General features: G+C 66.2%; 28 protein-coding genes. 14 read left to right on the top strand and 14 right to left on the bottom strand.

The window, feature by feature from the left end:
* Window positions 1–92 precede the first annotated feature (92 nt).
* The 5 genes from corA to M2650_RS11020 form a co-directional block, all read right to left on the bottom strand.
* Complete coding sequence (gene corA, locus M2650_RS11040; protein ID WP_249474518.1) at window positions 93–1,094, bottom strand: magnesium/cobalt transporter CorA; 1,002 nt, start codon at window positions 1,092–1,094, stop codon at window positions 93–95.
* Between the two features lie 16 nt (window positions 1,095–1,110).
* Complete coding sequence (locus tag M2650_RS11035) at window positions 1,111–2,334, bottom strand: lipoprotein N-acyltransferase Lnb domain-containing protein (RefSeq protein WP_249474516.1); 1,224 nt, start codon at window positions 2,332–2,334, stop codon at window positions 1,111–1,113.
* Window positions 2,321–3,190 (bottom strand): CorC family transporter, encoded by an 870-nt coding sequence (locus M2650_RS11030; RefSeq protein ID WP_249474514.1) that lies wholly within the window; start codon window positions 3,188–3,190, stop codon window positions 2,321–2,323. The genes M2650_RS11035 and M2650_RS11030 overlap by 14 nt, the downstream gene beginning before the upstream one ends.
* 177 nt (window positions 3,191–3,367) lie before the next feature.
* Window positions 3,368–3,856 (bottom strand): rRNA maturation RNase YbeY, encoded by a 489-nt coding sequence (gene ybeY / locus M2650_RS11025; protein ID WP_249474511.1) that lies wholly within the window; start codon window positions 3,854–3,856, stop codon window positions 3,368–3,370.
* A gap of 38 nt (window positions 3,857–3,894) precedes the next feature.
* On the bottom strand, window positions 3,895–4,875 hold the full coding sequence (locus M2650_RS11020; protein WP_249474509.1) for a PhoH family protein: 981 nt from the start codon (window positions 4,873–4,875) through the stop codon (window positions 3,895–3,897).
* Between the two features lie 100 nt (window positions 4,876–4,975).
* On the opposite strand from M2650_RS11020, the gene M2650_RS11015 reads away from it, so the two are divergent.
* From M2650_RS11015 to M2650_RS10990, 6 genes are all read left to right on the top strand, one after another.
* Window positions 4,976–5,677, top strand: coding sequence for a TetR/AcrR family transcriptional regulator (locus M2650_RS11015; RefSeq protein ID WP_249474507.1), 702 nt, complete (start codon window positions 4,976–4,978; stop codon window positions 5,675–5,677).
* Window positions 5,674–6,648, top strand: coding sequence for an HlyD family secretion protein (locus tag M2650_RS11010; RefSeq protein WP_249474505.1), 975 nt, complete (start codon window positions 5,674–5,676; stop codon window positions 6,646–6,648). The genes M2650_RS11015 and M2650_RS11010 overlap by 4 nt, the downstream gene beginning before the upstream one ends.
* Before the next feature lie 252 nt (window positions 6,649–6,900).
* A complete protein-coding gene (locus M2650_RS11005) occupies window positions 6,901–7,842 on the top strand; it encodes an ABC transporter ATP-binding protein (RefSeq protein WP_249475036.1) in 942 nt (313 codons plus the stop codon).
* Window positions 7,839–8,942 carry an ABC transporter permease gene (locus M2650_RS11000; protein ID WP_249474503.1) on the top strand — a complete coding sequence of 368 codons (1,104 nt, stop codon included), beginning with the start codon at window positions 7,839–7,841 and terminating at the stop codon, window positions 8,940–8,942. Before M2650_RS11005 ends, M2650_RS11000 begins: the two co-directional genes overlap by 4 nt.
* A gap of 105 nt (window positions 8,943–9,047) precedes the next feature.
* Window positions 9,048–10,874: a DUF1800 domain-containing protein gene (locus M2650_RS10995; protein ID WP_249474501.1), complete on the top strand. Its 1,827-nt coding sequence runs from the start codon at window positions 9,048–9,050 to the stop codon at window positions 10,872–10,874.
* A 25-nt stretch (window positions 10,875–10,899) separates the two neighbouring features.
* The gene (locus M2650_RS10990) at window positions 10,900–12,294 is read left to right on the top strand and encodes a DUF1501 domain-containing protein (RefSeq protein WP_249474499.1); all 1,395 of its coding nucleotides are present in this window, start codon (window positions 10,900–10,902) and stop codon (window positions 12,292–12,294) included.
* 114 nt (window positions 12,295–12,408) lie between these two features.
* Here M2650_RS10990 and M2650_RS10985 read toward each other — a convergent pair whose 3' ends face one another.
* The 3 genes from M2650_RS10985 to miaB are packed head-to-tail and all read right to left on the bottom strand — an operon-like array spanning window position 12,409 to window position 14,527.
* A complete protein-coding gene (locus tag M2650_RS10985; protein ID WP_249474497.1) occupies window positions 12,409–12,624 on the bottom strand; it encodes a hypothetical protein in 216 nt (71 codons plus the stop codon).
* Window positions 12,625–12,644: 20 nt separating this feature from the next.
* The gene (locus M2650_RS10980; protein WP_249474495.1) at window positions 12,645–13,139 is read right to left on the bottom strand and encodes a GNAT family N-acetyltransferase; all 495 of its coding nucleotides are present in this window, start codon (window positions 13,137–13,139) and stop codon (window positions 12,645–12,647) included.
* Window positions 13,136–14,527 (bottom strand): tRNA (N6-isopentenyl adenosine(37)-C2)-methylthiotransferase MiaB, encoded by a 1,392-nt coding sequence (gene miaB, locus M2650_RS10975; RefSeq protein ID WP_249474493.1) that lies wholly within the window; start codon window positions 14,525–14,527, stop codon window positions 13,136–13,138. Before miaB ends, M2650_RS10980 begins: the two co-directional genes overlap by 4 nt.
* Window positions 14,528–14,675: 148 nt before the next feature.
* Here miaB and M2650_RS10970 point away from each other — a divergent pair, with 148 nt between their 5' ends.
* The 6 genes from M2650_RS10970 to M2650_RS10945 all read left to right on the top strand — a co-directional run bounded on the left by M2650_RS10970 (window position 14,676) and on the right by M2650_RS10945 (window position 19,766).
* Complete coding sequence (locus M2650_RS10970; RefSeq protein ID WP_249474491.1) at window positions 14,676–15,593, top strand: lytic transglycosylase domain-containing protein; 918 nt, start codon at window positions 14,676–14,678, stop codon at window positions 15,591–15,593.
* Window positions 15,594–15,869: 276 nt separating this feature from the next.
* On the top strand, window positions 15,870–16,493 hold the full coding sequence (gene petA / locus M2650_RS10965) for a ubiquinol-cytochrome c reductase iron-sulfur subunit (RefSeq protein WP_249474490.1): 624 nt from the start codon (window positions 15,870–15,872) through the stop codon (window positions 16,491–16,493).
* Between the two features lie 3 nt (window positions 16,494–16,496).
* A complete protein-coding gene (locus tag M2650_RS10960) occupies window positions 16,497–17,768 on the top strand; it encodes a cytochrome b (RefSeq protein ID WP_249474487.1) in 1,272 nt (423 codons plus the stop codon).
* A 79-nt stretch (window positions 17,769–17,847) separates the two neighbouring features.
* Window positions 17,848–18,546 carry a cytochrome c1 gene (locus M2650_RS10955; RefSeq protein ID WP_249475034.1) on the top strand — a complete coding sequence of 233 codons (699 nt, stop codon included), beginning with the start codon at window positions 17,848–17,850 and terminating at the stop codon, window positions 18,544–18,546.
* Between the two features lie 148 nt (window positions 18,547–18,694).
* Window positions 18,695–19,330, top strand: a complete 636-nt coding sequence (locus M2650_RS10950; RefSeq protein WP_249475032.1) for a glutathione S-transferase N-terminal domain-containing protein — start codon at window positions 18,695–18,697, stop codon at window positions 19,328–19,330.
* 10 nt (window positions 19,331–19,340) lie between these two features.
* Entirely contained in the window at window positions 19,341–19,766 is a 426-nt protein-coding gene (locus M2650_RS10945) for a ClpXP protease specificity-enhancing factor (RefSeq protein WP_249474486.1), read from the top strand.
* Between the two features lie 110 nt (window positions 19,767–19,876).
* Here M2650_RS10945 and M2650_RS10940 read toward each other — a convergent pair whose 3' ends face one another.
* The 4 genes from M2650_RS10940 to M2650_RS10925 all read right to left on the bottom strand — a co-directional run bounded on the left by M2650_RS10940 (window position 19,877) and on the right by M2650_RS10925 (window position 22,921).
* On the bottom strand, window positions 19,877–20,197 hold the full coding sequence (locus M2650_RS10940; protein ID WP_249474484.1) for a DUF3301 domain-containing protein: 321 nt from the start codon (window positions 20,195–20,197) through the stop codon (window positions 19,877–19,879).
* 155 nt (window positions 20,198–20,352) lie between these two features.
* Window positions 20,353–21,726 (bottom strand): DUF2272 domain-containing protein, encoded by a 1,374-nt coding sequence (locus M2650_RS10935; protein ID WP_249474482.1) that lies wholly within the window; start codon window positions 21,724–21,726, stop codon window positions 20,353–20,355.
* A 65-nt stretch (window positions 21,727–21,791) separates the two neighbouring features.
* Window positions 21,792–22,655: a carboxylating nicotinate-nucleotide diphosphorylase gene (gene nadC / locus M2650_RS10930; protein ID WP_249474480.1), complete on the bottom strand. Its 864-nt coding sequence runs from the start codon at window positions 22,653–22,655 to the stop codon at window positions 21,792–21,794.
* The gene (locus M2650_RS10925) at window positions 22,652–22,921 is read right to left on the bottom strand and encodes a Trm112 family protein (protein WP_249474479.1); all 270 of its coding nucleotides are present in this window, start codon (window positions 22,919–22,921) and stop codon (window positions 22,652–22,654) included. Before M2650_RS10925 ends, nadC begins: the two co-directional genes overlap by 4 nt.
* Window positions 22,922–22,979: 58 nt before the next feature.
* Between M2650_RS10925 and purE the strand changes: the two genes are divergently transcribed.
* Entirely contained in the window at window positions 22,980–23,483 is a 504-nt protein-coding gene (gene purE / locus M2650_RS10920; protein ID WP_249474477.1) for a 5-(carboxyamino)imidazole ribonucleotide mutase, read from the top strand.
* A complete protein-coding gene (locus tag M2650_RS10915; RefSeq protein ID WP_249474475.1) occupies window positions 23,480–24,622 on the top strand; it encodes a 5-(carboxyamino)imidazole ribonucleotide synthase in 1,143 nt (380 codons plus the stop codon). The genes purE and M2650_RS10915 overlap by 4 nt, the downstream gene beginning before the upstream one ends.
* An 80-nt stretch (window positions 24,623–24,702) precedes the next feature.
* Here the strand turns inward: M2650_RS10915 and M2650_RS10910 are convergent, their stop codons facing one another.
* Together M2650_RS10910 and M2650_RS10905 are read right to left on the bottom strand one after the other, a co-directional pair.
* Window positions 24,703–25,449 carry a hypothetical protein gene (locus M2650_RS10910; protein ID WP_249474473.1) on the bottom strand — a complete coding sequence of 249 codons (747 nt, stop codon included), beginning with the start codon at window positions 25,447–25,449 and terminating at the stop codon, window positions 24,703–24,705.
* Between the two features lie 158 nt (window positions 25,450–25,607).
* Window positions 25,608–26,186 (bottom strand): superoxide dismutase, encoded by a 579-nt coding sequence (locus M2650_RS10905; RefSeq protein ID WP_249474471.1) that lies wholly within the window; start codon window positions 26,184–26,186, stop codon window positions 25,608–25,610.
* Window positions 26,187–26,237: the final 51 nt, after the last annotated feature.

Genomic DNA, 26,237 nt, shown 5'->3' with positions numbered 1-26,237 from the left:
GCGCGCCGCGGCAATCGGGTCGGCCAAGGCCTAAGACTTTGGTCGTAGGTCGGCTTTTTTGTAGGTGCGAATGAATTCGCACCTACGAAAAGCTACAACCAGCGCACCTTCTTGAGGTAGAAGTACAAACCGGCCACCACCACCACCACGATCCCGATCAGCACGAAATAGCTGTGCGGCCCGTGCAGCTCGGGCATGTGGGTGAAGTTCATGCCGTACCAGCTGGCGACCAGCGTCGGCGCGGCCAGCAGCGCGGCCCAGCCGGCGAGCTTCTTGACCACCTCGCCCTGGGCGATGGTGACCAGCGACAGGTTCACGCTCATCGCCGCGGTCAGCATCTCGCGCAGCGTGTCGATCGATTCGTTGAGCCGCACCACGTGGTCGAGCACGTCGCGGAAATAGAGCTTGGCTTCTTCGGCCACCTGGCCGGTCTGCACGCGCATCAGTTGCGAGAGGATATCCTGCAGCGGCGCCACCGCGATCCGCATCTGGGTCAACTCTTTCTTCAATTCGTAGAGCTTGACGATGGTGTCGCGCCGGTAGGTTTCGGCGAACACGTCCTGCTCGAGCTCGTTCAGCTCCTCGCGGAACTCGTCGACGATCGGCTGGTAGTTGTCGACGATATGGTCGAGCACGCCGTACAGGGCGAAGGCCGGCCCTTTCAGCAATTCCGGTTCGCGCTCGAAGCGCTCGCGCACCTTGGTGTACGACAGCGAAGCGCCGTGGCGCACGGTGACCAGGAAACGCGGGCCGACGAACATCTGGGTCTCGCCGAAGCGCACGTGGCCTTCGATCATCTGCGCCGTGTGCACGGCCAGGAACAGCGAATTGCCGTAGGCCTCGATCTTGGGGCGCTGGTGGGCGTGATGCGCGTCTTCCACGGCCAGGTCGTGCAGGCCGAATTCCTCCTGCAGCTTGTCCAGCAGCGCTTCCTCGGGTTCGTACAGGCCGACCCAGACGAAACTGCCGTCGTCGTGCGCGAGCACGTCGCTGATATGGTCCAGACCGATGTCGCGGCGCTGGCCTTCGGTGTCGTAGACCGCGCAGTTGACCACGCAGGCGGGCAGGTCCGGCTTGGCATCGTTCGCGCTCATGGCGCGCATCGTGACGCTATCGGCCGGCAGCGGCAAGCGAACGTTGCGTTCCGAAGGCGGACCACAGGGCCAGGTGCAACGGCAGCAGCAGGGCGATCCAGCGCAGGTTCTGCTGCGGCGCCACCGGCAGCCAGTACCAGAACAAGGCAAGCACCGCGCCGATCGCGACCAAGGTCAGTGCGCTGCGGAACACTTTGCCGCCGTCGCGGCCACGCGCCAGGCGCCATGCGCCGGGCAACAGCAGCAGGCACAAGGGGCTCAGCAGCAGAAGATTGGCATTGCGCCAGCCGGCCCAGTGGTCGGTGAAGCCCCACAGGAACAGCAGCAGGCCGCCGAGCAGGGCGCACAGCAGCCAGAAAGGGAATGCGAACGCCGCGACGGCGCGCGGACGGCGGCGGCCGGCCCACAGGATCGCGGCCGCGATCGCCAGACCGGCGAGGGCATACGGCCACCATGCGCGCGGCGCTTCGTCGGGCTCGGCGGCGATGCGGTGCGGCAGGATTTCCTGCTCCGAAGACACCAGCGGCCGGCCATCGGCCAGTCTGATCTCGCGGAGGCTGTCGGCGAGCCTGCGCGGCACGTAAGCCTCTTCCCACAACGACATCGCGCGATCGGCCAGCGGGCCGAAACCGATATCGAAACCCAACCACATCCACAGCGCCGGTTTGGTGAGGCGGGTCGCTTCGCTGCGATAGCTGTTGCCGTGCGAACTGGCCGACAACTGGCTGCGCAGGCGGCCGCCGAGCGCCTTGTCGACGGCATCGCGCACGCGGGTGGAGCAGTTGTCCAGGAAATAGTCGTAGCGATAGCGCGCGTTTTCGGGCCTGGCGTTCTCGGCCAGCGCGGCGGACAAGGCCTGCGCTTGAGACGGCGTCAGGTCGAGCCACTGCACGCGCACGCCGCGGCCTTCCAGGCGATAGGTTTCCAGATCCTGTTCCGCCGGCAGCGCGGCCAGCGAATATTGCATCTCGCCGCGCACGAAGCGGCCGACGAAGCCCGGTTCGCCGGGATCGAAGGAACCGAAGTTGTAGGAGATGGGCGAGGGTGCGGCCGGGTCGTCGACCACGATCGCGTTATGGCCGAAGCGTTCCCAGAACAGTTCGCCCGGCGCCATCGTCATCACGCCGATGCGGGGCGTCGCGAAGGCGGGCAGGGCGCATAGCCAGAGCGCCAGCAACAACCAAATCGACGGCGATCCCGCGCGCCGCGGCTTCGGGGCGTCGAACTCAGGCCTCGCCATGCACGCCCACATGGAAGGCATGCACACGGCGCGCATCGGCGCGGGCGACGCGGAACGCGAAGCGGCCCAAGGTCAGCTCCTCGCCGGCTTCGGGCAGGTGGCCGATCGCCGCGGTGACCAGGCCGCCGATGGTGTCGTATTCGTCGTCGTCGAAATCGGCGCCGAAGCGTTCGTTGAAATCCTCGATCGGCGTCAGCGCATCGACCACGTACTGGCCGTCGGCCTGCGCGGCGATCAGCGCCTGCGGGTCTTCGGCGTCGTCGTGCTCGTCGTCGATCTCGCCGACGATCTGCTCCAGCACGTCCTCGATCGTCACCAAGCCGGCGACGCCGCCGTATTCGTCGACCACGATCGCCATGTGGTTGCGCGACAGGCGGAACTCGCGCAGCAGCACGTTCAGGCGCTTGGATTCGGGGATCAGCACCGCCGGCCGCAGCAGTTCGCGCACGCTGCCCGGGCCGTTGTCCGCGACCACGCCGCGCAGCAGGTCCTTGGCCAGCAGGATGCCGAGGATTTCGTCCTTGTCCTCGCCATGCACCGGGAAACGCGAATGGCCCGATTCCACCACCTGCTTCATCAGGTCCAGGAAGCGGGCGTCGGCGGACAGCGCCACCATCTGCGAGCGCGGGATCATCACGTCGCCCACGCTCATGTCGGACACCGCGATGGCGCCTTCCATCATGCGCAGGGTATCGGCCGCGATCAGGCCGTCGCCCTGCGCGTCGCGGAGCAGTTCGACCAGGTCTTCGCGGGAAGTCGGCTCGCCGGAAAGCGCGGAGCCTATGCGTTCCAGCCAGCCGCGGCGTTTTTCCGGAAGGTCCGGCGCGGGGAAGCTGCTACTGTCGTCCTCGGGCATCGCTATCGTAAATACGCCCGGCTGGGCGATGGGGGAAGTTTAGCGCGAGTCGGTTGCGGGCCGGTGAAACGGGCTGCGGGGCCTTATCTAATGCGTAGGGTGGGCCTAGGCCCACCATTGAGACCTCACACGTTCGCGGCGGCGACTGGGTTTCGCGATGGTGGGCCAAGACCCACCCTACGGTTCGAGATAGGGGTCGGAGATGCCGAGTGCGGCCAGGATCTCGCGCTCCAGCTGCTCCATGGCCACGGCTTCGCGGTCGTCCTCGTGGTTCCAACCCAGCAGGTGCAGCGTGCCGTGCACGGTCAAGTGCGCGTAATGCTCGGCAAGCGGCTTCTTCTGCTCGCGCGCTTCGCGGGCCACCACCGGTGCGCATAGCACCAAGTCGCCCAGCAGCGGCATCTTCACGCCTTTCGGCATTTTGACGCCTTCGGCCATCTCGGCCGGGAAGCTCAGCACGTTGGTCGCGTAATCCTTGCCGCGATAGTGGCGGTTGAGCGCGCGACCTTCTTTGTTGTCGACGATACGGATCGCCAGATCCGCTTCGAGGATGCGCCCGGCCAGCGCCGCGGCCACCCAGCGCCGGAAGCTCACCGAAGAGGGCAGGCCGGTGCGGGGCACTGCGTAGCCGACAGAGACATCGAGGCGAACGGGTCCGCGCGTCATGGGCTAAAAACCGTCCCGGGCGTCAACAGCGATCAAGTCTACGCCGCTCCGGTCTCGGCGTCTTTCGCGTCGCGCGCCTCGTAGGCGTTGACGATGCGCGACACCAGCGGATGCCGTACCACGTCGCGCGATTCGAAAAAGGTGAAGCTGACGCCGTCCACGTTGTGCAGCACGTCGATCGCGTCGCGCAGGCCGGAGCGCACGTGTTTGGGCAGGTCGATCTGGGTCACATCGCCGGTGACTACGGCAGTGCTGCCGAAGCCGAGACGGGTGAGGAACATCTTCATCTGTTCGATGGTGGTGTTCTGCGCCTCGTCGAGTATCACGAACGCGTCGTTAAGCGTGCGTCCGCGCATATAGGCCAGCGGCGCGATCTCGATGACGTTCTTTTCCAACAGCTTGATGACTTTTTCCACGCCGAGCATCTCGTACAGCGCGTCGTACAGCGGGCGCAAGTACGGATCCACTTTCTGGGTGAGGTCGCCGGGCAGGAAGCCGAGCTTTTCGCCGGCTTCCACCGCCGGGCGCACCAGGATCAGCCGCTGCACGCGCGATTCGTTCAGCGCTTCCACCGCCATCGCCACGGCCAGGAAGGTCTTGCCGGTGCCGGCCGGGCCGACGCCGAAATTGATGTCGTGGGTGGCGATGGCATGCAGGTATTTGGCTTGATTGGGGCCGCGCCCGCGGATGGTGCCGCGCTTGACCCGGATCGCGACTTCCTGCGGCACCACGCCGTCGTCGTTGCGGCCGTCGACCGCCGCGCTCAGGCGCAGATTGATGGCGTGGTCGTCGAAGGTTTCTTCGGCCGCCTCGGCGTAGAGCGCGCGCAGCAGCTTCTCGGCCCGCGCGGCGGCGTCTTCGGGGCCGGTGACCCGAAAGACGTTGCCGCGGTTGGCGATTTCCACGCCCAGGCGCAGCTCGATCTGGCGCAGGTGGCCATCGAACGGCCCGGCCAAGTTGGCCAGGCGTTCGGTGTTTTCGGGGTCGAGGGTGAAATCGCGCTGATGGGGGTTCGGCATAGGCCGGAAAGGGTAGCGCGGGACTTGTTAAGCGAATAGCCGCGGCTGGGCGCCGGCAAAGGGGTTGCAAATAATTAATCGATAAATTAATATTATTTCCATGGACGATCGAATCGCCGCCAAAACGGCCGCCAAGGGCAGGCAGAAAGCAACCGCCAAGCGCGCAGTCGGCAAGAAGCGCACGCCCGGCCGGCCCTTGCGCGATGCCCAGGATTTGCGGCCCAAGCTGCTGGATGCGGCCGCGATCTGCTTCGTGCGCGAAGGCATGGCGGCGACGTCGCTGCGCGCGATCGCCAGCGAGGCCGGCGTCACCCCCGCGCTGCTGCATTACTACTTCGGCGACAAGGCGCAATTGCAGGAGGCCTTCCTGCAGGAGCGGATGATGCCTGCGTTCGCCCTGATCGGCGGCAGCGTGCAGCGGGCAGGGGACGACGTCGCCGCCACGGTCGCGGCCTTCGTCAACGGCGTCACCGAAGTGGTCAAGCAGTTCCCGTGGTGGCCGCAACTGTGGGTGCGCGAGGTGCTTTGCGAAGGCGGCGCCCTGCGCGACCTGCTGGTCAAGCGCATCGCGCCCGAACTGACCCGCGTGATCGCGGCGCGCTTCGCCGCCGCGCAGGCGCGCGGCGAGCTCAACCCCGACCTCGACCCGCGGCTGCTGATGACGTCGCTGGTCGGCCTGACCCTGTTCCCGATCGCCGGCACCCCGATCTGGCGCAGCGTTTTCGATGCCGAGGACCTCGGCCTGGAAGACATACGCATGCATGCATTGGCCTTGCTCGACCGTGGATTGGAGCTGAAATGACCGCCATCCCGTCTACCAAACTGCGCGCGCTGGCCCTGCTCGCCATCGCTTTGCTCGCCGCCTGCGGCAAGGAGCCGCAGCAGGCGCTCGGCACGCTGGAGTTCGACCGCATCACGCTGCCGGCGCCGGTTTCCGAGAAGATCGTGCGCATCGACGTGCGCGAAGGGCAGCAGGTCGCGGCCGGCGCGCCGCTGATGCAACTGGAACTCACGCGTACCCGGTCGCAACTCGATGCCGCCAAGGCGCAGGCGCAGCAGGCCCGCGAAGCGCTGAGCGAACTGGAAACCGGACCGCGCAGCGAGGACATCGCCCAGGCGCGCGCCAGCTTGTCCGCCGCGCAGGCGCAGGCCGCGGACGCGCAGGCGTATTACGCACGCTTGCAGCCGCTGGGCCGCCAAAAATTGGTGGCCGCCTCCGACGTGGATCGCGCGCGCGCCGCGGCCGGCAATGCGCAGGCGCAGGTGCGCGCCGCGCAGGCCGCCTTGCTGGCGTTGGAGCGCGGCACCCGCACCGAACAGATCGCGCAAGGCGAATCCGCGCTGGCGGCCGCCGAAGCGCAGGCGGCGACGCAAGCGGTGACGCTGGAGAAGCTGGACCTGGTCGCGCCGCGCGCGGGTCGGGTCGACAGCGTGCCGTACAAACTCGGCGACCAGGCCCCGGTGGGCGCGCCGCTGGTGGTGATGCTGGTCGGCGACGCGCCCTATGCCCGCGTGTACGTGCCCGAACCGATCCGCGCGAACGTCAAGGTCGGCCAAGCCGCGCGCGTGTTCGTCGATGGCCGCGACGGCGCTTTGAACGGGCGGGTGCGGATGATCCGCAGCGAGGCCAGCTTCACGCCGTACTACGCGCTGATCGGCAAGGACGCGGCGCGGTTGAGCTACCTGGCCGAGATCCAGCTGGACAAATCCGCGGCGGAGTTGCCTGCGGGATTGCCGTTGCGGGTCGAGTTTGTCGAGAGGGATGCGCAATGAGTGCTACCGGCGCCTTCACTCTTGCCGTTGCTTTAGGTCGTCATTCCCGCGAAGGCGGGAATCCAGTGACTTTGCTTGAGCCCTCTCCCGCTTGCGGGAGAGGGTTGGGTGAGGGCGCGCGGCATGGCAGATAGCCTCGTCGCGATCTGGAGAGGTCTTAAAGGCACTGGATTCCCGCCTTCGCGGGAATGACGGCTAAAAGCTAAGAGCGCATACATGAACGCGATACCGCGAAATTCAAACGACCTCGCCATCCGCGCCCGCGGCTTGAGCAAACGCTTCGGCACCCTGCTCGCGGTGAACGAAGTCGACCTGAGCGTGCCGCGCGCCTGCGTGTACGGATTCCTCGGCCCGAACGGCTCGGGCAAGTCGACCACCATCCGCATGCTGTGCGGATTGCTCACCCCGACCGCGGGCGAGATCGAAGTGCTCGGATTGAAAATCCCGGAACAAGCGGAAGAACTGCGCCGGCGGATCGGCTACATGACCCAGAAGTTCTCGCTGTTCGAGGACCTCACCGTGCGCGAGAACCTGGAGTTCCTGGCCGCGGTGCAAGACATTCCCAAGACCAGCGCTGCAGAACGCATCGACGAGCTGGTCGAGCAATACCATTTCCAGGATCGGCAGAAGCAGCTCGCCGGCACCCTGAGCGGCGGCCAGAAACAGCGCCTCGCCTTGGCCGGCGCGGTCATCCAGAAACCCGAGCTGCTCTTCCTCGACGAACCGACCAGTGCGGTGGATCCCGAGTCGCGCCGCGATTTCTGGGAAAAGTTATTCGACCTGGCCGACGCCGGCACCACCATCCTGGTCTCCACGCACTACATGGACGAGGCCGAGCGCTGCCACCGCATCGCCATCCTCGACCACGGCGCGTTGGTCGCCGACGGCACGCCGCTCGAGCTCACCGCCGCGCTGCAAGGCCGCACGGTGCTGGTCGAAGCCGCGCAACCGCGTCGCGCGCAACAGGCGCTGGTGGCGGTGCCGGGCGTGCTCAGCGTGGCGCAGATCGGCAACAGCCTGCGCGTGCTGGCCGACAAGAACGGAGATGTCGCCTCGCGCATCCGCTCTGCCCTGTCCGCGGCGGGATTGCAAGCCGAAGTCGGCGCTTCCGAGCCCAACCTCGAGGACGTGTTCGTATCGGCCACCGGCGGACGCAGCGACGACGATCGCCAGACCAAGGCGGACGCGGCATGAGCCTGCGGCGCCTGTTCGCGATCGTGGTCAAGGAACTGCGCCAGATGCGGCGCGACCGCATCACGCTGGCGATGATCGTCGGCATCCCGGTGATGCAGCTGATCCTGTTCGGCTACGCGATCAACCTCAACTTGCGCGGCCTGGACACCGGCGTGGCCGACCAGGCCAATACCGCGGCGTCGCGCGCGGTGGTGATGGACATGGTCGCCACGGGCGTGATCAAACCCATCAGGAGCGCGACTTCGCCGCAGGAGCTGATGGAATATCTGCGCCGCGGCGAGATCAGCATCGGTATCGCGATCCCCGCGGATTTCGACCGCCGCCGCTACGACGGCCGCGAAGCCGTGCAAGTGCTGGTCGACGGCAGCGACACCGTCGTGCAGAGCGCGGCGATCCAGCTGTCGCAGATGCCGCTCGACAACACGCCGACCAGCAACGCCAAGTCCCCGCGCATCGGCGGCGGCCAGATCAGCGTGGTCAGCTTCTACAACCCGGAACGACGGTCCGCGATCAACATCGTGCCCGGCCTGATCGGCGTGATCCTGACCATGACCATGGTGCTGTTCACCGGCGTCGCGATCGTGCGCGAACGCGAGCGCGGCAACATGGAACTGCTGATCGCCACGCCCGTCACCCGTTCCGAGCTGATGATCGGCAAGGTGCTGCCGTACGCGGCCATCGGTTTGGTGCAGACCACGGTCGTGCTGGCGTTGGGCGTATGGTTGTTCGACGTGCCGGTGCGCGGCGGCGTGTTCGATGTCTACTTGGCCTCGATCCTGCTGATCCTGGCCAACCTCACCCTGGGCTTGCTGATTTCGACCAAGGCGCAGTCGCAGTTCCAGGCCATGCAGATGACGTTCTTCGTGTTCCTGCCGTCGATCCTGCTGTCCGGCTTCATGTTCCCCTTCGCCGGCATGCCGAAAGTGGTGCAGTGGCTGGCCGAAGCGCTGCCGCTGACCCATTTCCTGCGCCTGATCCGCGGTGTGATGCTGCGCGGCGCGGACCTGTGGGAGCTGTGGCCCGACGTGCTGGCGCTGGTGGCGTTCACTGCGGTGATGATGACGCTGGCGATCTCGCGTTTCCGCAAGCGGCTGGACTGACCGCCGGCCGCGTAGCCGCGATGCCGATTCCGGAATGTGTGGTGCGTCATGAATCGCATTCTTGCAGCGTGTTAACGTCCGGCCGCCGATGGCGGGGGAATCGCTATGCGATGGGGTGGATGGGACGCGTGGCCGGACACTGTCCGATTCTGGGCTTGGCCGTGGCCGGGCCTGCAATTCCTATTGTTGGTCGCGGCGATGCTGGCGGTCCGTCAGGACGCGCCCAGACCGGTGCCGCCGGCGAAAACCGCCGCTAGCACCGCGCCTGCGGCGGCCGCAGCAGCGCCGGGCAAGTCCACGCCGCTGCCGGCGTCGGCGCGGCCGATCGACGCCAATTCGGCGGCGAGGTTCCTCGCCCAGGCCACCTTCGGCCCGACGCTGGAAGAGATCGAGCGCGTGCGCCAGATCGGCTATCGGGCCTGGCTGGACGACCAGTTCGCGCAGCCGACCTCGTCGCAGCTCAATTTCATTAAAGCCGCCGGCTCGGATACGCGCCGCGAGTGGCGCCTGGATGCGTGGTTCGTCAATGCCGTCGGCGGACAAGATCCGTTCGATCCCGCGCTCGTCCATCGCGACCAATTGCGCCAGCGCGTCGCGTTCGCGCTGAGCGAGATCTTCGTGGTGTCCGATGCCACATCCGATCAACTCGGCAATGCGCCGCACGGCATGACCAATTACTACGACCGGCTCGCCTACGACGCTTTCGGCAACTTCCGAACCTTGCTCGAGGACGTGACCCTGCATCCGGTGATGGGCATCTACCTGTCCATGCTCGGCAACCAGAAACCCGATCCCGCCAACAACATACGTCCCGACGAGAACTACGCGCGCGAAGTGCTGCAGCTGTTCAGCATCGGCTTGGTGATGCTCAATCAGGACGGCACACCCAAGCTCGACGGCGCCGGCAAGACGATTCCTACCTACAACCAGGACACCGTCAAGGGATTCGCCCACGTTTTCACGGGATGGACCTTCAAGGGCTGCGCGGGCACATGGGATGGTTTCGAGTGCTATATCTGGGATTCCACGGATCCTTCCTGGATCTCGCGGATGGAAGCCTTTCCCGAATACCACGCATCCGCGCAAGCCAAGCAGCTGTTGGTCTACCCCGGCGTTTCGCTGCCCAACGGCGTGCTGGCAGGCGGCGGCACCGCGGCCAGCGATCTGAAGGCGGCACTGGATAACATCTTCCGCCATCCGAACGTCGGGCCGTTCGTGGGCAGGCAATTGATCCAGCGGCTGGTGACCAGCAATCCGAGCCCGGGATACGTCTCGCGCGTCGCCGCGAAATTCAACAACAACGGGCAGGGCGTACGCGGCGATATGAAGGCGGTGATCCGAGCGATCCTGTTCGATCCGGAGGCGCGCGATCCCACGTGGCGTCCGCCGCACGGCGGCAAGGTGCGCGAACCGATCCTGCGTCTGACCCACTTGTGGCGCGCCTTGAACGCGCGTTCGCAGTCCGGGCACATGGACGAGTTCTGGACGCTGTCCGGCAATCTCGGCCAGGCGCCGATGTCCGCCTCGTCGGTGTTCAACTTCTTCAGCCCGCGCTACATGCCGACCGGCGAGCCGACCGCCCTGGGCCTGGCGGCGCCGGAGCTGCAGCTGGCGACCGATTACATGCTGCCCAGCACCGAAAGCTATCTGGGCTGGAAGGTCTACGACGTCTATATAGGCAATCCGGACCTGGGGCCGGACGAGATCGCGATCGACTTGAGCCGCGATACGCCGCTGGCCGCAAACCCCTCGGCGCTTGTGGACCGCTACAACCTTCTGTTCATGTCGGGACAGATGTCCGTGCCCATGCGCCATGCGCTCCTGGAGCGGCTGCAAGGCATGCCCGGGAGCACCGAAGCGCAACGCCGGACGCGCGTGCAGGAAGCGCTGTACTTGATCATCAATTCGCCCGAATACGTGGTGCAGAAATGAACGCGACACGGTCAAGGAGAGCGACATGAAACGCAGGGAATTCCTGCGCAACGCGATCTGCGCCGGGCTGGGCGGCGCGGGGTTGTATACGGCGCTGGGCAATCTGCGCCTGCTGCAGGCCGCGACCAGCGCATACGGCCCGACCGCGTTCAGCGACTACAAGGCGCTGGTATGTGTTTTCATGTTCGGCGGCAACGACGCGCTGAACATGGCGATCCCGCGCGACAACGCGCACTACACGCAGTACGCCAACGCGCGCGCGACCCTGGCGGTGCCGCAGGCGAACCTGCTGCCGCTGACGCCCCAGGCCGGAGGCGGCGCGTCGGACGGCGCGGATTACGGGCTGCAGAAATCGACCAGCGACACCGACGCGATCGGCATGGCGGGATTGCAGCAGTTGTTCAACAACGGCAAGGCTGCCTTGTTGGGCAACGTCGGCACCTTGATCCGGCCGGTGACGAAGGCCGAATTCCAGAACGGTTCCGCGCCGTTGCCGCCGCAGCTGTTTTCGCACAACGACCAGCAATCCTACTGGCAGGTCTCGCGCACCGGCGACGCCCAGAATCTGGGATGGGGCGGGCGGATCGCCGACCTGCTGCACGACGCCAACCCCGACGCGTTCATCCCGATGTCGATCTCGCTGAATTTCGAAAGCGCGCTGGAGCGGGCGGCCAACAGCAACCAGTACGTGGTGGGCAGCAACGGGCCGCGCTATTTCAGCCGTTTCGAATGGAACTCCGACAGCCGCCGCGCATTCCTCAAGCTGATGGACCCAGGCACGAAGGTGCACGCGTTCGAGCGCAGTTTCGCCAATTCCTTCCATCGCGCGCGCGAAAACGCGGATGCCGTCGGCACCGCTTTGGACGCGTCGCAGCCGTTGGTCACGCCGTTCCCGGACAACGGTTTGGCGCGCCAGCTGAAGATGGTGGCGCGGTTGATCAAGGTGCGCGCCGAGCTCGGCCTGAAACGCCAGATATATTTCGTATCGATGGGCGGCTTCGACCACCACGACCGCTTGCTCGAAGACCAGCCGGTGCTGCTGTCGGAGATGTCGCAGGCGCTGAAGGCGTTCTACGACGCGACGGTGGAACTGGGCGTGGCCAACAACGTGACCGCATTCACCGCTTCGGATTTCGGCCGCACGCTGTCCTCCAACGGCGACGGCTCGGACCACGGCTGGGGCGCGCACCATTTCGTGGTCGGCGGCGCGGTGAAAGGCGGACGCTTCTACGGACGCATGCCTGCGCTGCAGAACAACGGACCGGACGATGCGGGCTGGGGGCAGATCATCCCGACCACGTCGGTCGACCAGTACGCGGCGACGCTGGCGCGGTGGTTCGGGGTGGCGGATACCGATCTGGATTTGATCTTTCCGAACTTGGGCAACTTCGCCAGCCGCAATCTGGGCTTCATGGTTTAGCGAGCGCAGCGAAGCGAAGCGGGTTTTGCTCTTGCTCCGGTAGGGCGCGAAAAGCCGGACCCTCTCCCTGGCCTTCGGCCTGTCCCTCTCCCGCAAGCGGGAGAGGGAAGAGCGTTAAGCGTTCGGACCGCGGCGATGCTCGCGCCATGCGAGCAGCAGCGCCAGGACGAGCAGCAATAGCGAGCCGGCCAACCAGATCCATGCGACGGCCGTCGGGCCGCCTTCTCGGTGCGCCTTGCCGAAGAACTGGATCAGCCCCAGCAAGCCGATCCCCAGGAACCACAGGCTCAGCGCGTAGCGCGATCTCGGCGAGGGATTCGATGCGGGCATGCCGATGCGTCGCTATCGGATCACAACTGACGGAACATCACGTAAGCGTCCACCGGCCCGAGCTGCGCATGCCGGAACGCCTTGGGCAGGGTGCCGACGATCTGGAAGCCGTGTCGTTGCCACAGCTTCACCGCGCCGGTATTGGTGCTGACGACGAAGTTGAATTGCATCGCTGCGAACCCCGCGCGCCGCGCTTCATCCAGCGAATGTTCGCACAGCAGCGAACCGATGCCGCGGCCGCGCACGGCCGAGGAAACCATATAGCTGCCGTTGGCGACGTGGTCGCCCAGGCCGATCTGGTTCGGCGCCAGGCGGTAGGCGCCCAACACCTCGCCATCGGCTTCGGCCACGAAACAGCGCGCTGGCGGCGCGGTCCACATCGCCTGCGCCTGCTCGAAGCCCAGGTCGGGCGGGTAGGAGTAGGTGTCGCCGCGCGCGATCACTTCGCGGAAGAACGGCCAGACACGGCCGAATTCGTCCGCACCGATCTCGCGCAGCGAAATTTCGGCTGTCATGCGTCAGTTCCGGCCATCGCGACGCGGCCGCGCAAGGAATTGGTCAGCGCCTCGGTGATCGCCACGTCGACGAACTGGCCGACCAGGCGCGGGTGGCCGGGGAAGTTCACCGACCGCATGTTCTCGGTCTTGCCGGTGAGCTCGTTCGGGTTCTTCTTGGAGGGCCCTTCGACCAGCACCCTTTGTACGCTGCCGACCATTTTCTTGGAAATCCCGGCCGAGTAGGCGTTGATATGCGCCTGCAGCCGCTCCAGCCGCGCATGCTTCACGGCGTCCGGCGTGTCGTCTTCCAGGTCCGCCGCCGGCGTGCCGGGGCGGCGCGAGTAGATGAAGGAGAACGACTGGTCGAAGCCGACGTCCTCGATCAGTTTCATGGTCTTGTCGAAATCCGCGTCGGTCTCGCCGGGGAAACCGACGATGAAGTCCGACGAGATCGAAATATCCGGCCGCACCGCGCGCAGCTTGCGGATCTTCTGCTTGAATTCCAGCGCCGTGTAGCCGCGCTTCATCGCCGACAGGATGCGGTCGCTGCCGGCCTGCACGGGCAGGTGCAGATAATTGGCCAGTTGCGGCACGTCGCGGTAGGCCTCGATCAGCGAGTCGCTGAATTCGAGAGGATGCGAGGTGGTGAAGCGGATGCGGCCGACGCCCTCGATTTCGGCGATGGCGCGGATCAGCAGGCCGAGGTCCGCGACTTCGCCGTCTCCGTACGGACCGCGATAAGCGTTGACGTTCTGGCCAAGCAAGTTGATCTCGCGCACGCCCTTGGCGGCCAGTTGCGCCACTTCCACCAGTACGTCCTCGAACGGCCGGCTGACTTCCTCGCCGCGCGTGTACGGCACCACGCAGAAGCTGCAGTACTTGCTGCAGCCTTCCATGATCGATACGAATGCGCTCGGGCCTTCCGCGCGCGGTTCCGGCAGGCGGTCGAATTTTTCGATTTCGGGGAAGCTGATGTCCACCTGCGGCTTGCCAGAATCGCGGCGCGCGCGGATCAGTTCGGGCAGGCGATGCAGGGTCTGGGGCCCGAACACGAGGTCGACGTACGGCGCGCGCTTGACGATGGCCTCGCCTTCCTGCGAAGCGACGCAGCCGCCGACGCCGATGATCACCGGCTTGCCGTCGGCCTTCAGCGCCTTCCAGCGGCCGAGTTGGCTGAAGACTTTTTCCTGCGCCTTCTCGCGGATCGAACAGGTGTTGACCAGGACCACATCGGCTTCCTCGACGTTGTCGGTCAGCTCCAGGCCGTCGCTGGCGGCCAGCACGTCGGCCATCTTGGCCGAGTCGTATTCGTTCATCTGGCAACCGTGGGTCTTGATGAACAACTTGCCCTTGGCGGGCGGGGCAGGAGCGCGCTCGGGAGCGGCCGGCAAGGCGGTGTCGGTCATGGCGGTTCCGGGTGGGCGGCGATGAATCCGCGCCGGATGGCTGGGAAAGAGGCGAATAGTGTAGTCGGTCACGTCCGCGACGGCCCAGCGGCTGCGTTTAACAATCAAGGACTTGTGAACGTCGTCGAGAGAGGGGACACTCCGGCCGATGAAGGGGGTTAGGGGACTTCTGCTATTTGTCTGCGTACTGGCGGCCGCACCGGCCGTAGCCGGTACGGTCTACCGCTGCGAAACGGCGGACGGCGCGCGCAGTTATGTCAGCAAGCGCATTCCCCATGCGCGCTGCACACCGATCAGCTATGCAGGCGGCGGCTCGACCCGCGTCAAGAAGGACCCCGCCATCGCCTCCTGGCTGCCGCCCAAGGCCGCCGTCGGCAGCGCTACCGGACCGGCCGTGGTGGCCGGTTCGCCGGCTTCGGGCGTAGCCCCGGCGCTGACCGCTTCCACCGTGCCGGCCACTGCGGCGACACCGGCCGCCCGCAGTCCCCAGTTCAATAGCGGCACACGCTACTGCTACCGCAGCAATGGCGTGCTCAATTGCGGCCCGGGCCGTCCGCGCGGCGTGCCGCTGGCGTCGATCCGCAAGATCACCTACAGCTTCATGGAAACCTGCTTCGCCTGCGGCGCCAAGCCCGGCGTCAATTTCGGCACGCTGCGCTTGAACACGGCGGCCTACCAGCAGGAGATCGCCAATGCGGCGCGCGAATTCGGCGTCGAGGAGGCCATCGTCCGCGCCATCATCCATGCCGAGTCCGCGTTCAATCCCAATGCCCTGTCGCGAGTGGGCGCGCAGGGCCTGATGCAGCTGATGCCCGCTACCGCACGCCGCTTCGGCGTGGGCAACGCCTTCGATGCCGGCCAGAACATCCGCGGCGGCGTGCAATACCTGGCTTGGCTGCTCAAGCGCTTCAACGGCGATTTGACCCTGGCCGCGGCCGGCTACAACGCCGGCGAGGGCGCGGTCGACAAGTACCGCGGCGTGCCGCCCTACAGCGAGACCCAGCGCTACGTGCAACGCGTCGGCGTGCTGGCCGAGCGCTATCGCGGCGGCGTGGCCAAGCAATAGCCGGCTTTTCTTGTGGGAGCGGCTTTAGCCGCGAGCTCGTTCTTCGAGCCCCGTTGCACAAGATCAAGAGCTCGCGGCTAAAGCCGCTCCCACAAAAACGCGCTTCGATCGCGCCAGATCGGGGTTTGCGGACCCCGCAAACCGCTCTAGATCGCCAAAACGTTGTCGACGGATTCAGCGTTCCGTTACACTTTGCCGTCTTTTGCGGCCGGTTCCGGGCACGGGGCGGCTCGCGGCAGCCACATAGCTACCAAACGTTTTTTTGCGGAGTTCCGGATGTCCAACGAAGGGGTCAAAGGTCCCGAAAACCTGGGCCGGCGCCGGTTCCTGACCGCGACCACGGCCGTGGTCGGCGCGGTCGGCGCCGGGTTCGTGGCGGTACCGTTCATCAAGTCCTGGCTGCCCAGCGCCAAGGCCAAGCTCGCCGGCGCGCCGGTGACGGCCGATATCAGCGCGCTGCAGGAAGGCCAGCGCCTGATGCTGGAATGGCGCGGCCAGCCGATCTGGATCGTCAAGCGCTCCAAGCAGATGCTGGAAGTGCTGCCGACCCTGGATCCGCGCCTGGCCGATCCCAAATCCAATACCGAACAGCAGCCCGAGTACGCCAAGAACGAGCTGCGCTCGATCAAGCCGGAAATCTCCGTGCTGGTGGGCCTGTGCACGCACCTGGGCTGCGCGCCGGAAATGGTCGCCGAGATCAAGCCCGAGCCGTTCGATCCGGAGTGGAAGGGCGGCTATTTCTGCCCCTGCCACAAGTCGCGCTTCGACATGGCCGGCCGCGTGTTCGCCGGCGTGCCCGCGCCGATCAACCTGCTGGTGCCGCCGCACCATTACGAGAACGACACCACCATCGTCATCGGTGTCGACCCCTCGTCGTCGAACAGCACGGGGGCCGCGTAAGCCATGGCTAACTTCCTGACACGCTCGGCCAACGGCCTGATGGACTGGGTCAACGCGCGCGCGCCCGGCATGATGCCGGTCTACCGCAAGCACATGACCGAGTACTACGCGCCGAAGAACTTCAACTTCTGGTACTACATGGGCTCGCTGGCCCTGGTGGTGCTGGTCAACCAGATCGTCACCGGCATCTTCCTGACGATGCACTTCAAGCCGTCCGCGGCCGAAGCGTTCTCGTCGGTCGAATACATCATGCGCGACGTGGAGTGGGGCTGGCTGATCCGCTACATGCACAGCACCGGCGCCTCGCTGTTCTTCATCGTGATCTACCTGCACATGTTCCGCGGCCTGATGTACGGCTCGTACCAGAAGCCGCGCGAATTGGTGTGGATACTGGGCATGGTGATCTACCTGGTGCTGATGGCCGAAGCCTTCATGGGCTACGTGCTGCCGTGGGGCCAGATGTCGTTCTGGGGCGCCAAGGTGATCATCTCGCTGTTCGGCGCGATCCCGGTCATCGGCAACGGTTTGACCGAGTGGATCATGGGCGACTACCTGCCCGGCGACGCGACGCTCAACCGCTTCTTCGCCTTGCACGTGATCGCGCTGCCGCTGGTGCTGCTGCTGCTGGTCGTGCTGCACCTGGGCGCGCTGCACGAGGTCGGCTCCAACAACCCGGACGGCGTCGACATCAAGTACGGCCCCAAGGGCAACCGCTGGAGCGAGAAGGCGCCGAAGGACGGCATCCCGTTCCACCCGTACTACACGGTCAAGGATCTGGTGGGCGTCGGCTTCTTCCTGATCCTGGCCGCCTTCATCATCTTCTTCGCACCGACCTTCGGCGGCTGGTTCCTGGAGCACGACAACTTCACCGAGGCCAACCGCCTGGTGACGCCGGAGCACATCAAGCCGGTGTGGTACTTCACCCCGTACTACGCGATGTTGCGGGTGGTGCCGTCGTTCTTCGCGATCAAGCTGTGGGGCGTGCTGGTGATGTTCGCCGCGATCGCCGTGCTCTTCCTGGTGCCGTGGCTGGACAAGAGCAAGGTCAAGTCCTACCGCTACCGCGGCAAGCTGTCGTGGGCGATGCTGCTGATGTTCGCGGTGAGCTTCTTGTGGCTGGGCAAGATCGGCGCCGGTCCGGGCACCGACCCGGTCGAGACCATCATCGGCCGCGTGCTGACCTTCCTGTACTTCGCGTTCTTCATCACCATGCCGCTGTGGACCAAGTTCGACAAGACCAAGCCGGTGCCGGAACGGGTGACGATGCATGAATAAGGTTTACGCCCCTTCGCCCAGCCAGCCCTTCCGGAAGACCCGCATCGTGAAGAAGCTCGCCATTTTCGCCGCCGCGCTGATGGTCTCGTTCGGCGCGCTCGCCGCCGAGCACGGCGACCTGCAGCAGTCCGGCACTGACCTGGAAGACCGCGCCTCGCTGCAACGCGGCGCGCAGCTGTACATGAACTACTGCTCGGGCTGCCACTCGCTCAAGTACCTGCGCTATTCGCGCATGGCCGAGGACCTGGGCCTGACCGAAGAAGAGGTGATGAACAACCTCAACTTCACCGGCGCCAAGTTCGGCGAGCAGGTGATGGTGGCCATGCCGCAGGACGGCGCGACGAAATGGTTCGGCAAGATGCCGCCGGATCTCAGCGTGATTTCGCGCGTGCGCGGCAGCGACTGGATCTACACCTATCTCAAGTCGTTCTACCTCGACGAAACGCGTCCGCTGGGCTGGAACAACAAGCTGTTCCCGAACGCGTCCATGCCCAACCCGCTGTGGCAGATGCAAGGCCTGCAGCACGCCGAGCTCGGCAAGCCCGACGCCACCGGCGAGCGGCACGTCGAGAAGCTGGTGATCCCGCAGCCGGGCACGCAGAACGCGGAACAGTTCAACCAGACCGCGCGCGACATCGCCGCTTTCCTCGAGTATGCCGGCGAACCGGCCGCTCTCAAGCGCCAGAGCATGGGCGTGTGGGCGATCCTGTTCCTGGCGTTCTTCACGTTCCTGGCCTGGCTGCTCAAGCACGAGTACTGGCGGGACGTGGAGCATTGATGCGAATCCTTCGCAAGAGCCCTGCGCATCCCTGCGCGGGGTTTCCGAGAAACCCGTCTTTTCGCCAACAGGTTTCGAGGGCTTGCGGATTCGAAGGCGACCGTCGGCAATGGGCCGGCGGCGTTTGCTGGGAAAGGAGAGGTCGATGATGGCCGCCAGTCCGCGTATGCGTAATGCCCTGACGTTGTTCTCATCCGTCGATGACGTGCTGTGCCACCGGGTCCGCCTGGTGCTGGCCGCCAAGGGCGTGACCTACGACTTCGTGCCGGTCGACCCGCAGAAACCGCCGGAAGATCTGATCGACCTCAATCCCTACCACTCGGTGCCGACCCTGGTCGAGCGCGAGCTGGTGCTGTACGCCGCTTCGGTGGTCAGCGAATACCTGGACGAGCGTTATCCGCATCCGCCGCTGATGCCGGTGGATCCGCTGTCGCGCGCGCGCCTGCGCCTGGCGATGCTGCGCATCGAGCACGATTGGGTGCCGCAGGTGCAGGCGATCCAGCTGGGCAACAAGCAGCAGGCCGAGGGCGCGCGCAAGCGGCTAAAGGAACTGCTCACCGCATCGGTGCCGTTGTTCAAGGCCAGCAAGTTCTTCCTCAACCCGGAAATGAGCCTGGCCGACTGCGCGATGGCGCCGATCATCTGGCGCCTGGATTCGCTGGGCATTCCGCTGCCCAAGGACGGCAAGGTGATCGAGGACTACGGCAACCGCATCTTCCGCAATCCCGGTTTCATCCGCAGCCTCACCGACGAAGAGAAGAAGCTGCGCGAAGTCCCGGCGTGACGATGGCGGCATGAGCGAAGACTCGCCCCGCATGACCAGCCACCGCCCGTACCTGCTGCGGGCGCTGTACGAATGGATCGCCGACAACGGCATGACCGCGCATCTGCTGGTCGACGCCACCCAGCCCGGCGTGCAGGTGCCGCCGAGCGCGGTCAAGGAAGGCAAGGTGGTGCTCAACATCGCCGCGCGCGCGGTGGCGCGGCTGGAACTGGGCAACGACGCGGTGAGCTTCACCGCGCGTTTCGGCGGCGTCAGCCAATCGGTGCTGGTGCCGATGGCCGCGGTGCTGGCGATCTACGCGCGCGAAACCGGGCAGGGCATGGCGCTGCCGGAAGACGTCGGCGGGCCCGGGCCGGAAGACGAGCCGCCGACGCCGCCGGCGCCGGAAGAAGACGGCGCCGCCGCGAAACGCGCCCACCTGCGCGTCGTCAAATAGCTCCGCTCTTCCGCTTTTGTAGGAGCGGCTTCAGCCGCGAGCTTTTCAAAAACGCGGATATCCCACCGAAGAGCTCGCGGCTGAAGCCGCTCCTACAAAAGCGCGCGCGGTCAGTGCAGGGTTTCGCGCTCGGCGATCGGTCCGCTGAAGGACACGAGTTGCCGGCCGCGCAACACCAGCCGGCCGACGTGGCGGTCGCTGCCGTCGCGCGAATAATCGAAGCGAAAGCTGCGCTCGAAACCCAGCCTGCCATCGTAACCGCGGCGCAGGCGTATACCCGAGGCATGCACGCTCTGATCGAGCCATTGCACGTTCGCCGCGCGGCAGGCCTCGCGGCCCAGCTGCTCGGCGCGTTCGGCCGCGGCGCGGGCGCTGTTCCACAATGCGAAGGCGATCGCGCCGGCGATCATCAGTAGCGAAAGAGTAGGCATGACGGCGAGATGGCGTCCGCGGAGGCGGCTTGCAAGTGTCGCCCGAACCGCGGCCGGCTGGAAGCCATCGCGCGCAGGCGCCTTTGTAGAGCGGGGCTTGCCCCGCTGCTTTGGCCTTTTCCGCGACAATCAAAGGCAGCGGAGCAAGCCCCGCTCTACAAAACGCCAGGCGGCGAGGGTGGTGCCTGAGTCGCAGGCGAGGTCTGGGTTACTGTTTCGACGGGCGCCGGCTGCGAGGTTGAGGGAGTCGTCGTCGCGGGCTGCGGCTGCACGGGCTGCGGCTGCACGGGTTGAGGCTGCACGGGTTGAGGCTGCACGGGTTGAGGCTGCACGGGCTGCGGCTGCGCGGGTTGAGGCTGCGCGGGTTGAGGCTGCATGGGCTGCGGCTGCGCGGGTTGAGGCTGCGCGGGTTGAGGCTGCGCGGGTTGAGGCTGCGGGGGTTGAGGCTGCGCGGGTTGAGGCTGCGCGGGTTGAGGCTGCGCGTGGGGCTGCATTGGGTTTGTAGCAGGCGGAAGTGCCGTAGGCGCACGCGGCATCACGGCAGGGACGCCGGTCGCGGTGGTGGGGGACCCGAACCCCGGTTTCAGCTTGAGCAGCACCGCCCAGTTCTGCCGATTGAAATCGCAGGCGGCCTCGTTGCTCGGGCTGCAGTTGCTCGCATAGCTTCCGGCCTCGCCGTCTTCGTAAGTCGCCGACACCGGCCGCGGCAGTATCGCGCGGCCCTGCACGTCGAGCTTGAGCTTGCGCATGGTGACGCCATTGAACACGTTGCCGCCCACCAGCCGCAATTCGCGATCGCGGCCCACCACGATGTCGCAATGCGTGTTCAAGGACCCGCCGGCGCCGTTCAAGCGCGCGGTGAGGCCTTCGTAACCGGACACCGAGCCGTTCCCGCGCACGAAGCACAGCAGATCGCCGGGGTCGGCGCGCTGCGTGGCCGGATCCGCGTAGTAGTAAGGCCCGCCCGTCTCCGGATGGAAAGCCTGGCGTATGTAGTCGTAATGCCGCGGCGAGGCGCGGAAGCCGGGCACGCCCGCCTGCACCATCACGTACGAGACGAACGCCGCGGACCACGCATTGTCGAGGATGAAAGTCCTGCACTCGGCCTTGCCCTGAGCGAAGCCGGTCGGGAACTGGCAGGCGTAGGCGCCGGCGATATTGCTTTGCGACATCTCGTACAGCGTGCCGCTGTTGCGCCAATAGCCGAGCACGCGCTGCCAGGCTTCGGTGCCGTCGGCGAGCAAAGCGTTTTCCGCTTCGGAAACGCGATAGCTGGCCAGCCGGCCGTTGCCGTCGATGAAGGGCTGGTACCACATCGCATGCTCGCGCAGGGCGACGGCGACGATGCGCTGCGCGGTCGACCCGGACAGGTTCAGCGGAGGCAACGGCGCGCGCGCCTGCGGTTTCGGCTTCGGCGCCGTTGGCGCTGGCGGTGGAGGCAGCGGCTTTTTCGGCGCCGAGCCGCAGCCGGCCATCGCCAACGGGATCGCGACCGCGCAAACCAGGGCTCCGAATCTTCCTTTGCTCATGCCTTGCTCCATGATCGCAATGGCGCCGATGGTGGCAGCAGTGCGTGTGTGCGTCCCGCGAAAATTCAGCCGGCCGGGCTCGGCGGCGGCCCCAGCTTCAACGACAAGTCGATCGCCTGCACATGCTTGGTCAGCGCGCCGATCGAGATGCAGTCGACTCCGTCCTCGGCGATGGCACGCACGCCGGCCAGGTCGACGCCGCCCGAAACCTCTAGCGGAATACGTCCGTCGGCGATGCGAACGGCCATCCGGCGCGTGGCCGCGTCGAAATCGTCGATCAGGATCCGCTCGCAGCCTTCCCGCAGCGCTTCTTCCAGTTGCGCCAGCGTTTCCACCTCCACGATCAGCGGCAGCGAAGGATGCATCGCGCGGGCCGCGCGGATCGCCGCGGTCAGGCCGCCGGCGGCGCGGACGTGGTTTTCCTTCAGCATCACCGCGTCGTACAGGCCGATGCGGTGGTTGACGCCGCCGCCCGCGCGCACCGCGTATTTCTGCGCCAGGCGCAGGCCGGGCAGGGTCTTGCGGGTGTCGAGGATCTGCGCGCGCGTGCCGCGCACGGCGTCGACATAAGCGGCGGTGGCGGTCGCCGTGCCGCTGAGCGTTTGCAGGAAGTTGAGCGACGCGCGTTCGGCGCTGACCAGGCTGCGCGCATGGCCGCGTAACGTCGCCAATACCGCGCCTTTGCCGACGCGATCGCCCTCGGCGATGCGCCAGTCGATGGCGACCTGCGGATCGAGCGTGCGATGGCAGGCATCGAACCAGGGCCGGCCCGCGATCACCGCATCCTGTTTGCACAGCAAATAGGCGACATCCTCGACGTCGGGCAGCAGCGCCGCGGTCACGTCGCCGCCGCCCAGGTCTTCGGCCAGCGCGCGGGCCACGTCTGCTTGGATCGCCGCCGCGGGCGGCGGGGAGAAATCCCGGCTCATCCGCCCGGGAAACCATCGACCTGCGCGGTCGCGATGCCTTCCTCGACCAGCAGCACCGGGATGCCGTCGTCCAGCCGGTACACGGTCTTGCGGTCGCGCGTCACCAGCGCCTCGCGCACCGCATCGGCTTGCGCGCTGCCGTCGTTGCGCTTGACGCCGCCGGCGGCGACCGCGCGGTTCAGGGCGTCGAGCCCAGCCCTGTCCAGCAGCGACAGCGGCTGCCGGCTGGCGGGGCAGACGAGGATATCGAGCAGTTTCCGGTCCATTGACGATACCGAGACGACGTGGGGCCGGTAGAATACGTCTTTGCGACAGGGGACGACCATGTCTGCCAATCCCAACCTCCCGCTCGTGGGCATCGTGATGGGCTCCCGCTCCGACTGGGAGACGATGCAGCACGCGGCGCAGAAGCTCGAATTGCTCGGCGTGCCGCACGAGGTGCGCGTGGTGTCGGCGCACCGCACGCCCGACGCGCTGTTCGACTACGCGGCCCAGGCGGCGCAGCGAGGGCTGCGCGCGATCATCGCCGGCGCCGGCGGCGCGGCGCACCTGCCGGGCATGCTGGCGGCCAAAACCGCGGTGCCGGTGCTGGGCGTGCCGGTGCAGTCCAAGGCGCTCAACGGCATGGATTCGCTGCTGTCGATCGTGCAGATGCCGGCCGGCGTTCCTGTCGCGACGTTCGCCATCGGCAATGCCGGCGCATCGAATGCCGCATTGTTCGCGGCGGCGATGCTGTCCGCGGAGCATCCGCAGATCGCAGCCGCGCTGGAGGCGTTCCGCCAGCGCCAGACCGAAGAAGTCGCCAGCAACGACGACCCGCGGAAATGACCACGGTAGGCATACTCGGAGGCGGGCAGCTGGCCCGCATGCTCGCGCTTTCCGGCGCGCCGCTGGGCCTGCGCTTCCTGGTGATGGACACCGCACCCGACGCCTGCGCCGGCCAGTTCGTGCCGATGGTGGTCGGCGATTACCGCGACGAAGCCGCGCTGGCCGAATTCGCCTCGCGCGTCGACGTGGCCACTTTCGATTTCGAGAACGTGCCGGCCGAGAGCGCGCAATGGTTGAGCGAGCGCGTGCCGGTGTTCCCGAATCCGCGCGCGCTCGGTGTGGCGCAGGACCGTTTGGCGGAGAAGACGCTGTTCCGCAAGCTCGGCATCCCGGTGCCGGATTTCGCCGACATCGCGACGCGCGCCGGGCTGGACGAGGCCGTCGCGAAGATCGGATTGCCGTGCATCCTCAAGACGCGCAGGCTCGGTTACGACGGCAAGGGCCAGTTCCGCATCAAATCCGCTGCCGATGTCGATGCCGCGTGGCAATCGCTAGGCGCGCAGGCGCAGACGGTCGGCCTGATCCTAGAAGCGTTCGTGCCGTTCGAGCGCGAGTTGAGCGTGGTCGCCGTGCGCGGCCGCGACGGCGAGTTCCGCGCCTGGCCGCTGACCGAGAACTGGCATGTCGACGGCGTGCTGTCGGCCAGCCTAGCCCCGGCCGAGGCCGACGCGGGCTTGGCCGAAACCGCATTGGAATACGCGCGCAAGCTCGCCGACGCTTTGGATTACGTCGGCGTGTTCGCGCTGGAACTGTTCTGCCGCGCTGGACAATTATTGGCCAACGAATTGGCCCCGCGAGTGCACAACTCCGGGCATTGGACCATCGAAGGCGCCGAGACGTCGCAATTCGAAAACCATCTGCGCGCAGTGCTGGGCTTGCCGCTCGGCGATACGCGGATGCTTGGCCACGCCTGCATGCTCAACTGGGTCGGCGAACTGCCCAATGCCGCACCAGTGTTGCGCGAACCGGGCGGGCATTGGCACGATTACGGCAAGTCGCCGCGCGCCGGGCGCAAGGTGGGGCATGCGACGTTGCGTGCAGACAATGCGGCCGCGCTGGCGGGCGCATTGCAGCGCATCGGCGATGCGCTGGCACGGGGCGCACAGACCGCACCCGTGATCCGCTCATTGCAAGCCTGATCTACCCTCTCTTTCGGCTATCAGGTCAGCCCCGTTCTTCAGGCGGGCTTGGGCGCACGAAGCGGACCATCCGGCGCTACTCATCGTTGCGCAAGTTCATCGTCGATCAGCGCAATCAGCGACGTGACCTCGGCGTCCAACTTGCGTAATTGCTGGGCCTGGAAAACGTCCATGCCGACGCGCCAATCAAGCAGGGCGGCGAACTCCGTGGAATCCAGCAATGCATCGTAATCGAGCGGCGTGGCCGATTCGGCAAAACGGATGTCCTTGAAATGGGCGCTGTAAAAAGGGATCTGGTGGGTGTTGACGAAATCCCAGGCTTGATCCTGGAACGGCATGATGGATGGATACCGGACTCCGTAGAGGTGTCCGATGGCGTGCCGCAGGGCATCGTGGGTGATGGAACCCAGGCCGCGCTGCTTTAGCGTCTCGTAGGCGATCTCGTCGCGGACGGAATAGGTGCTGACCAGGATGCCGCCGAAGTCGACATCCAGTGCCTTGGCGTAGGGCTGATGTGCACGGAGGTGTTCCCGCAACCGTCGGGCGCTGGCCCCGGCACGTTCGTGAAGGCCAGCGTTGAACCGGATGTCATTGAGATCGTTGGCCAGTGCATCGCGGAGTTCGCGCAGGGTGCGGGTTTCCAGGGCGTGGTCCTGGCGCCCTTGCCACCAAGCATTGATCGCGAGCGCGATCAGCACGCCAGCCACGACGATCACGATCTCGGCGGTGAACCAGCGCAGCTTCTGCTGCCATTGCCAAGTGCCGGTGCGCGGCACCGGCGTAGTCGGGGTCGTCGCTGAGGCGGAAGGAGCCGGGCTGTCCGTCATCGGGCGCATTCCTGAGTCGACGCATGGCGTGCGTTCTGGCGCAGCCTAGACGAATCCTTCGCTAGGCGCAGCGACTGTAGCCCGGGTAAGCGAAGCGCACCCGGGAGCACCTCGCGATCGAACCCCGGGCGCGCTTCGCTTACCCGGGCTACGGGTTCTCACTTCATGTTCGACGCGACGAAATCCCAGTTGACCAGGTTCCAGAACGCCTCGACGTACTTCGGCCGCGCGTTGCGGTAGTCGATGTAGTAGGCGTGCTCCCACACGTCGCAGGTCAGCAGCGGGGCGTCTTCGCCGGTCAGCGGCGTGGCGGCGTTGGGCGTGCTGGCCAGGGCCAGCGAGCCGTCCGGGCGCTGTACCAGCCAGCCCCAGCCCGAGCCGAAGGTGCCGACGGAGGTCTTGGTGAACTCGTCCTTGAACCGGGCGAAATCGCCGAAGGCCTTGTTGATGGCATCGGCCACCTTGCCGGTCGGCTCCCCGCCGCCCAGCGGCTTCAGGCAGTTCCAGTAGAACGTGTGGTTCCAGATCTGCGCGGCGTTGTTGAACATGCCGCCCTGGGACTTGCGGACGATGTCCTCGAGCGCCATATCGGCGAACTCGGTGCCCTCGATCATCTTGTTGAGGTTGTCGATGTAGGCCTTGTGGTGCTTGCCGTAGTGGTAATCGAGGGTTTCGCCGGAAATATGCGGCTCCAGCGCGGTGCGGTCGTAGGGCAGGGGGGGCAGTTCTATGGCCATGGCTGGACTCTCGGTTGGGCTAGGCGGTGGGCATTGGGCTAAACAAAAGCG

The organism is Luteimonas galliterrae, from assembly GCF_023374055.1.
Classification (GTDB): domain Bacteria; phylum Pseudomonadota; class Gammaproteobacteria; order Xanthomonadales; family Xanthomonadaceae; genus Luteimonas_C; species Luteimonas_C galliterrae.
The sequence above is the reverse complement of the archived record's forward strand: the minus strand, read 5'-3'. Positions and strand labels throughout refer to the sequence as shown.

What these genes read in the sequence shown, in the direction of transcription:
- corA (WP_249474518.1), bottom strand. Translation starts at nt 1,094, where the DNA reads ATGAGCGCGAACGATGCCAAGCCGGACCTGCCCGCCTGCGTGGTCAAC.
- M2650_RS11035 (WP_249474516.1), bottom strand. Translation starts at nt 2,334, where the DNA reads ATGGCGAGGCCTGAGTTCGACGCCCCGAAGCCGCGGCGCGCGGGATCG.
- M2650_RS11030 (WP_249474514.1), bottom strand. Translation starts at nt 3,190, where the DNA reads ATGCCCGAGGACGACAGTAGCAGCTTCCCCGCGCCGGACCTTCCGGAA.
- ybeY (WP_249474511.1), bottom strand. Translation starts at nt 3,856, where the DNA reads ATGACGCGCGGACCCGTTCGCCTCGATGTCTCTGTCGGCTACGCAGTG.
- M2650_RS11020 (WP_249474509.1), bottom strand. Translation starts at nt 4,875, where the DNA reads ATGCCGAACCCCCATCAGCGCGATTTCACCCTCGACCCCGAAAACACC.
- M2650_RS11015 (WP_249474507.1), top strand. Translation starts at nt 4,976, where the DNA reads ATGGACGATCGAATCGCCGCCAAAACGGCCGCCAAGGGCAGGCAGAAA.
- M2650_RS11010 (WP_249474505.1), top strand. Translation starts at nt 5,674, where the DNA reads ATGACCGCCATCCCGTCTACCAAACTGCGCGCGCTGGCCCTGCTCGCC.
- M2650_RS11000 (WP_249474503.1), top strand. Translation starts at nt 7,839, where the DNA reads ATGAGCCTGCGGCGCCTGTTCGCGATCGTGGTCAAGGAACTGCGCCAG.
- M2650_RS10995 (WP_249474501.1), top strand. Translation starts at nt 9,048, where the DNA reads ATGCGATGGGGTGGATGGGACGCGTGGCCGGACACTGTCCGATTCTGG.
- M2650_RS10990 (WP_249474499.1), top strand. Translation starts at nt 10,900, where the DNA reads ATGAAACGCAGGGAATTCCTGCGCAACGCGATCTGCGCCGGGCTGGGC.
- M2650_RS10985 (WP_249474497.1), bottom strand. Translation starts at nt 12,624, where the DNA reads ATGCCCGCATCGAATCCCTCGCCGAGATCGCGCTACGCGCTGAGCCTG.
- M2650_RS10980 (WP_249474495.1), bottom strand. Translation starts at nt 13,139, where the DNA reads ATGACAGCCGAAATTTCGCTGCGCGAGATCGGTGCGGACGAATTCGGC.
- miaB (WP_249474493.1), bottom strand. Translation starts at nt 14,527, where the DNA reads ATGACCGACACCGCCTTGCCGGCCGCTCCCGAGCGCGCTCCTGCCCCG.
- M2650_RS10970 (WP_249474491.1), top strand. Translation starts at nt 14,676, where the DNA reads ATGAAGGGGGTTAGGGGACTTCTGCTATTTGTCTGCGTACTGGCGGCC.
- petA (WP_249474490.1), top strand. Translation starts at nt 15,870, where the DNA reads ATGTCCAACGAAGGGGTCAAAGGTCCCGAAAACCTGGGCCGGCGCCGG.
- M2650_RS10960 (WP_249474487.1), top strand. Translation starts at nt 16,497, where the DNA reads ATGGCTAACTTCCTGACACGCTCGGCCAACGGCCTGATGGACTGGGTC.
- M2650_RS10955 (WP_249475034.1), top strand. Translation starts at nt 17,848, where the DNA reads ATGGTCTCGTTCGGCGCGCTCGCCGCCGAGCACGGCGACCTGCAGCAG.
- M2650_RS10950 (WP_249475032.1), top strand. Translation starts at nt 18,695, where the DNA reads ATGGCCGCCAGTCCGCGTATGCGTAATGCCCTGACGTTGTTCTCATCC.
- M2650_RS10945 (WP_249474486.1), top strand. Translation starts at nt 19,341, where the DNA reads ATGAGCGAAGACTCGCCCCGCATGACCAGCCACCGCCCGTACCTGCTG.
- M2650_RS10940 (WP_249474484.1), bottom strand. Translation starts at nt 20,197, where the DNA reads ATGCCTACTCTTTCGCTACTGATGATCGCCGGCGCGATCGCCTTCGCA.
- M2650_RS10935 (WP_249474482.1), bottom strand. Translation starts at nt 21,726, where the DNA reads ATGAGCAAAGGAAGATTCGGAGCCCTGGTTTGCGCGGTCGCGATCCCG.
- nadC (WP_249474480.1), bottom strand. Translation starts at nt 22,655, where the DNA reads ATGAGCCGGGATTTCTCCCCGCCGCCCGCGGCGGCGATCCAAGCAGAC.
- M2650_RS10925 (WP_249474479.1), bottom strand. Translation starts at nt 22,921, where the DNA reads ATGGACCGGAAACTGCTCGATATCCTCGTCTGCCCCGCCAGCCGGCAG.
- purE (WP_249474477.1), top strand. Translation starts at nt 22,980, where the DNA reads ATGTCTGCCAATCCCAACCTCCCGCTCGTGGGCATCGTGATGGGCTCC.
- M2650_RS10915 (WP_249474475.1), top strand. Translation starts at nt 23,480, where the DNA reads ATGACCACGGTAGGCATACTCGGAGGCGGGCAGCTGGCCCGCATGCTC.
- M2650_RS10910 (WP_249474473.1), bottom strand. Translation starts at nt 25,449, where the DNA reads ATGACGGACAGCCCGGCTCCTTCCGCCTCAGCGACGACCCCGACTACG.
- M2650_RS10905 (WP_249474471.1), bottom strand. Translation starts at nt 26,186, where the DNA reads ATGGCCATAGAACTGCCCCCCCTGCCCTACGACCGCACCGCGCTGGAG.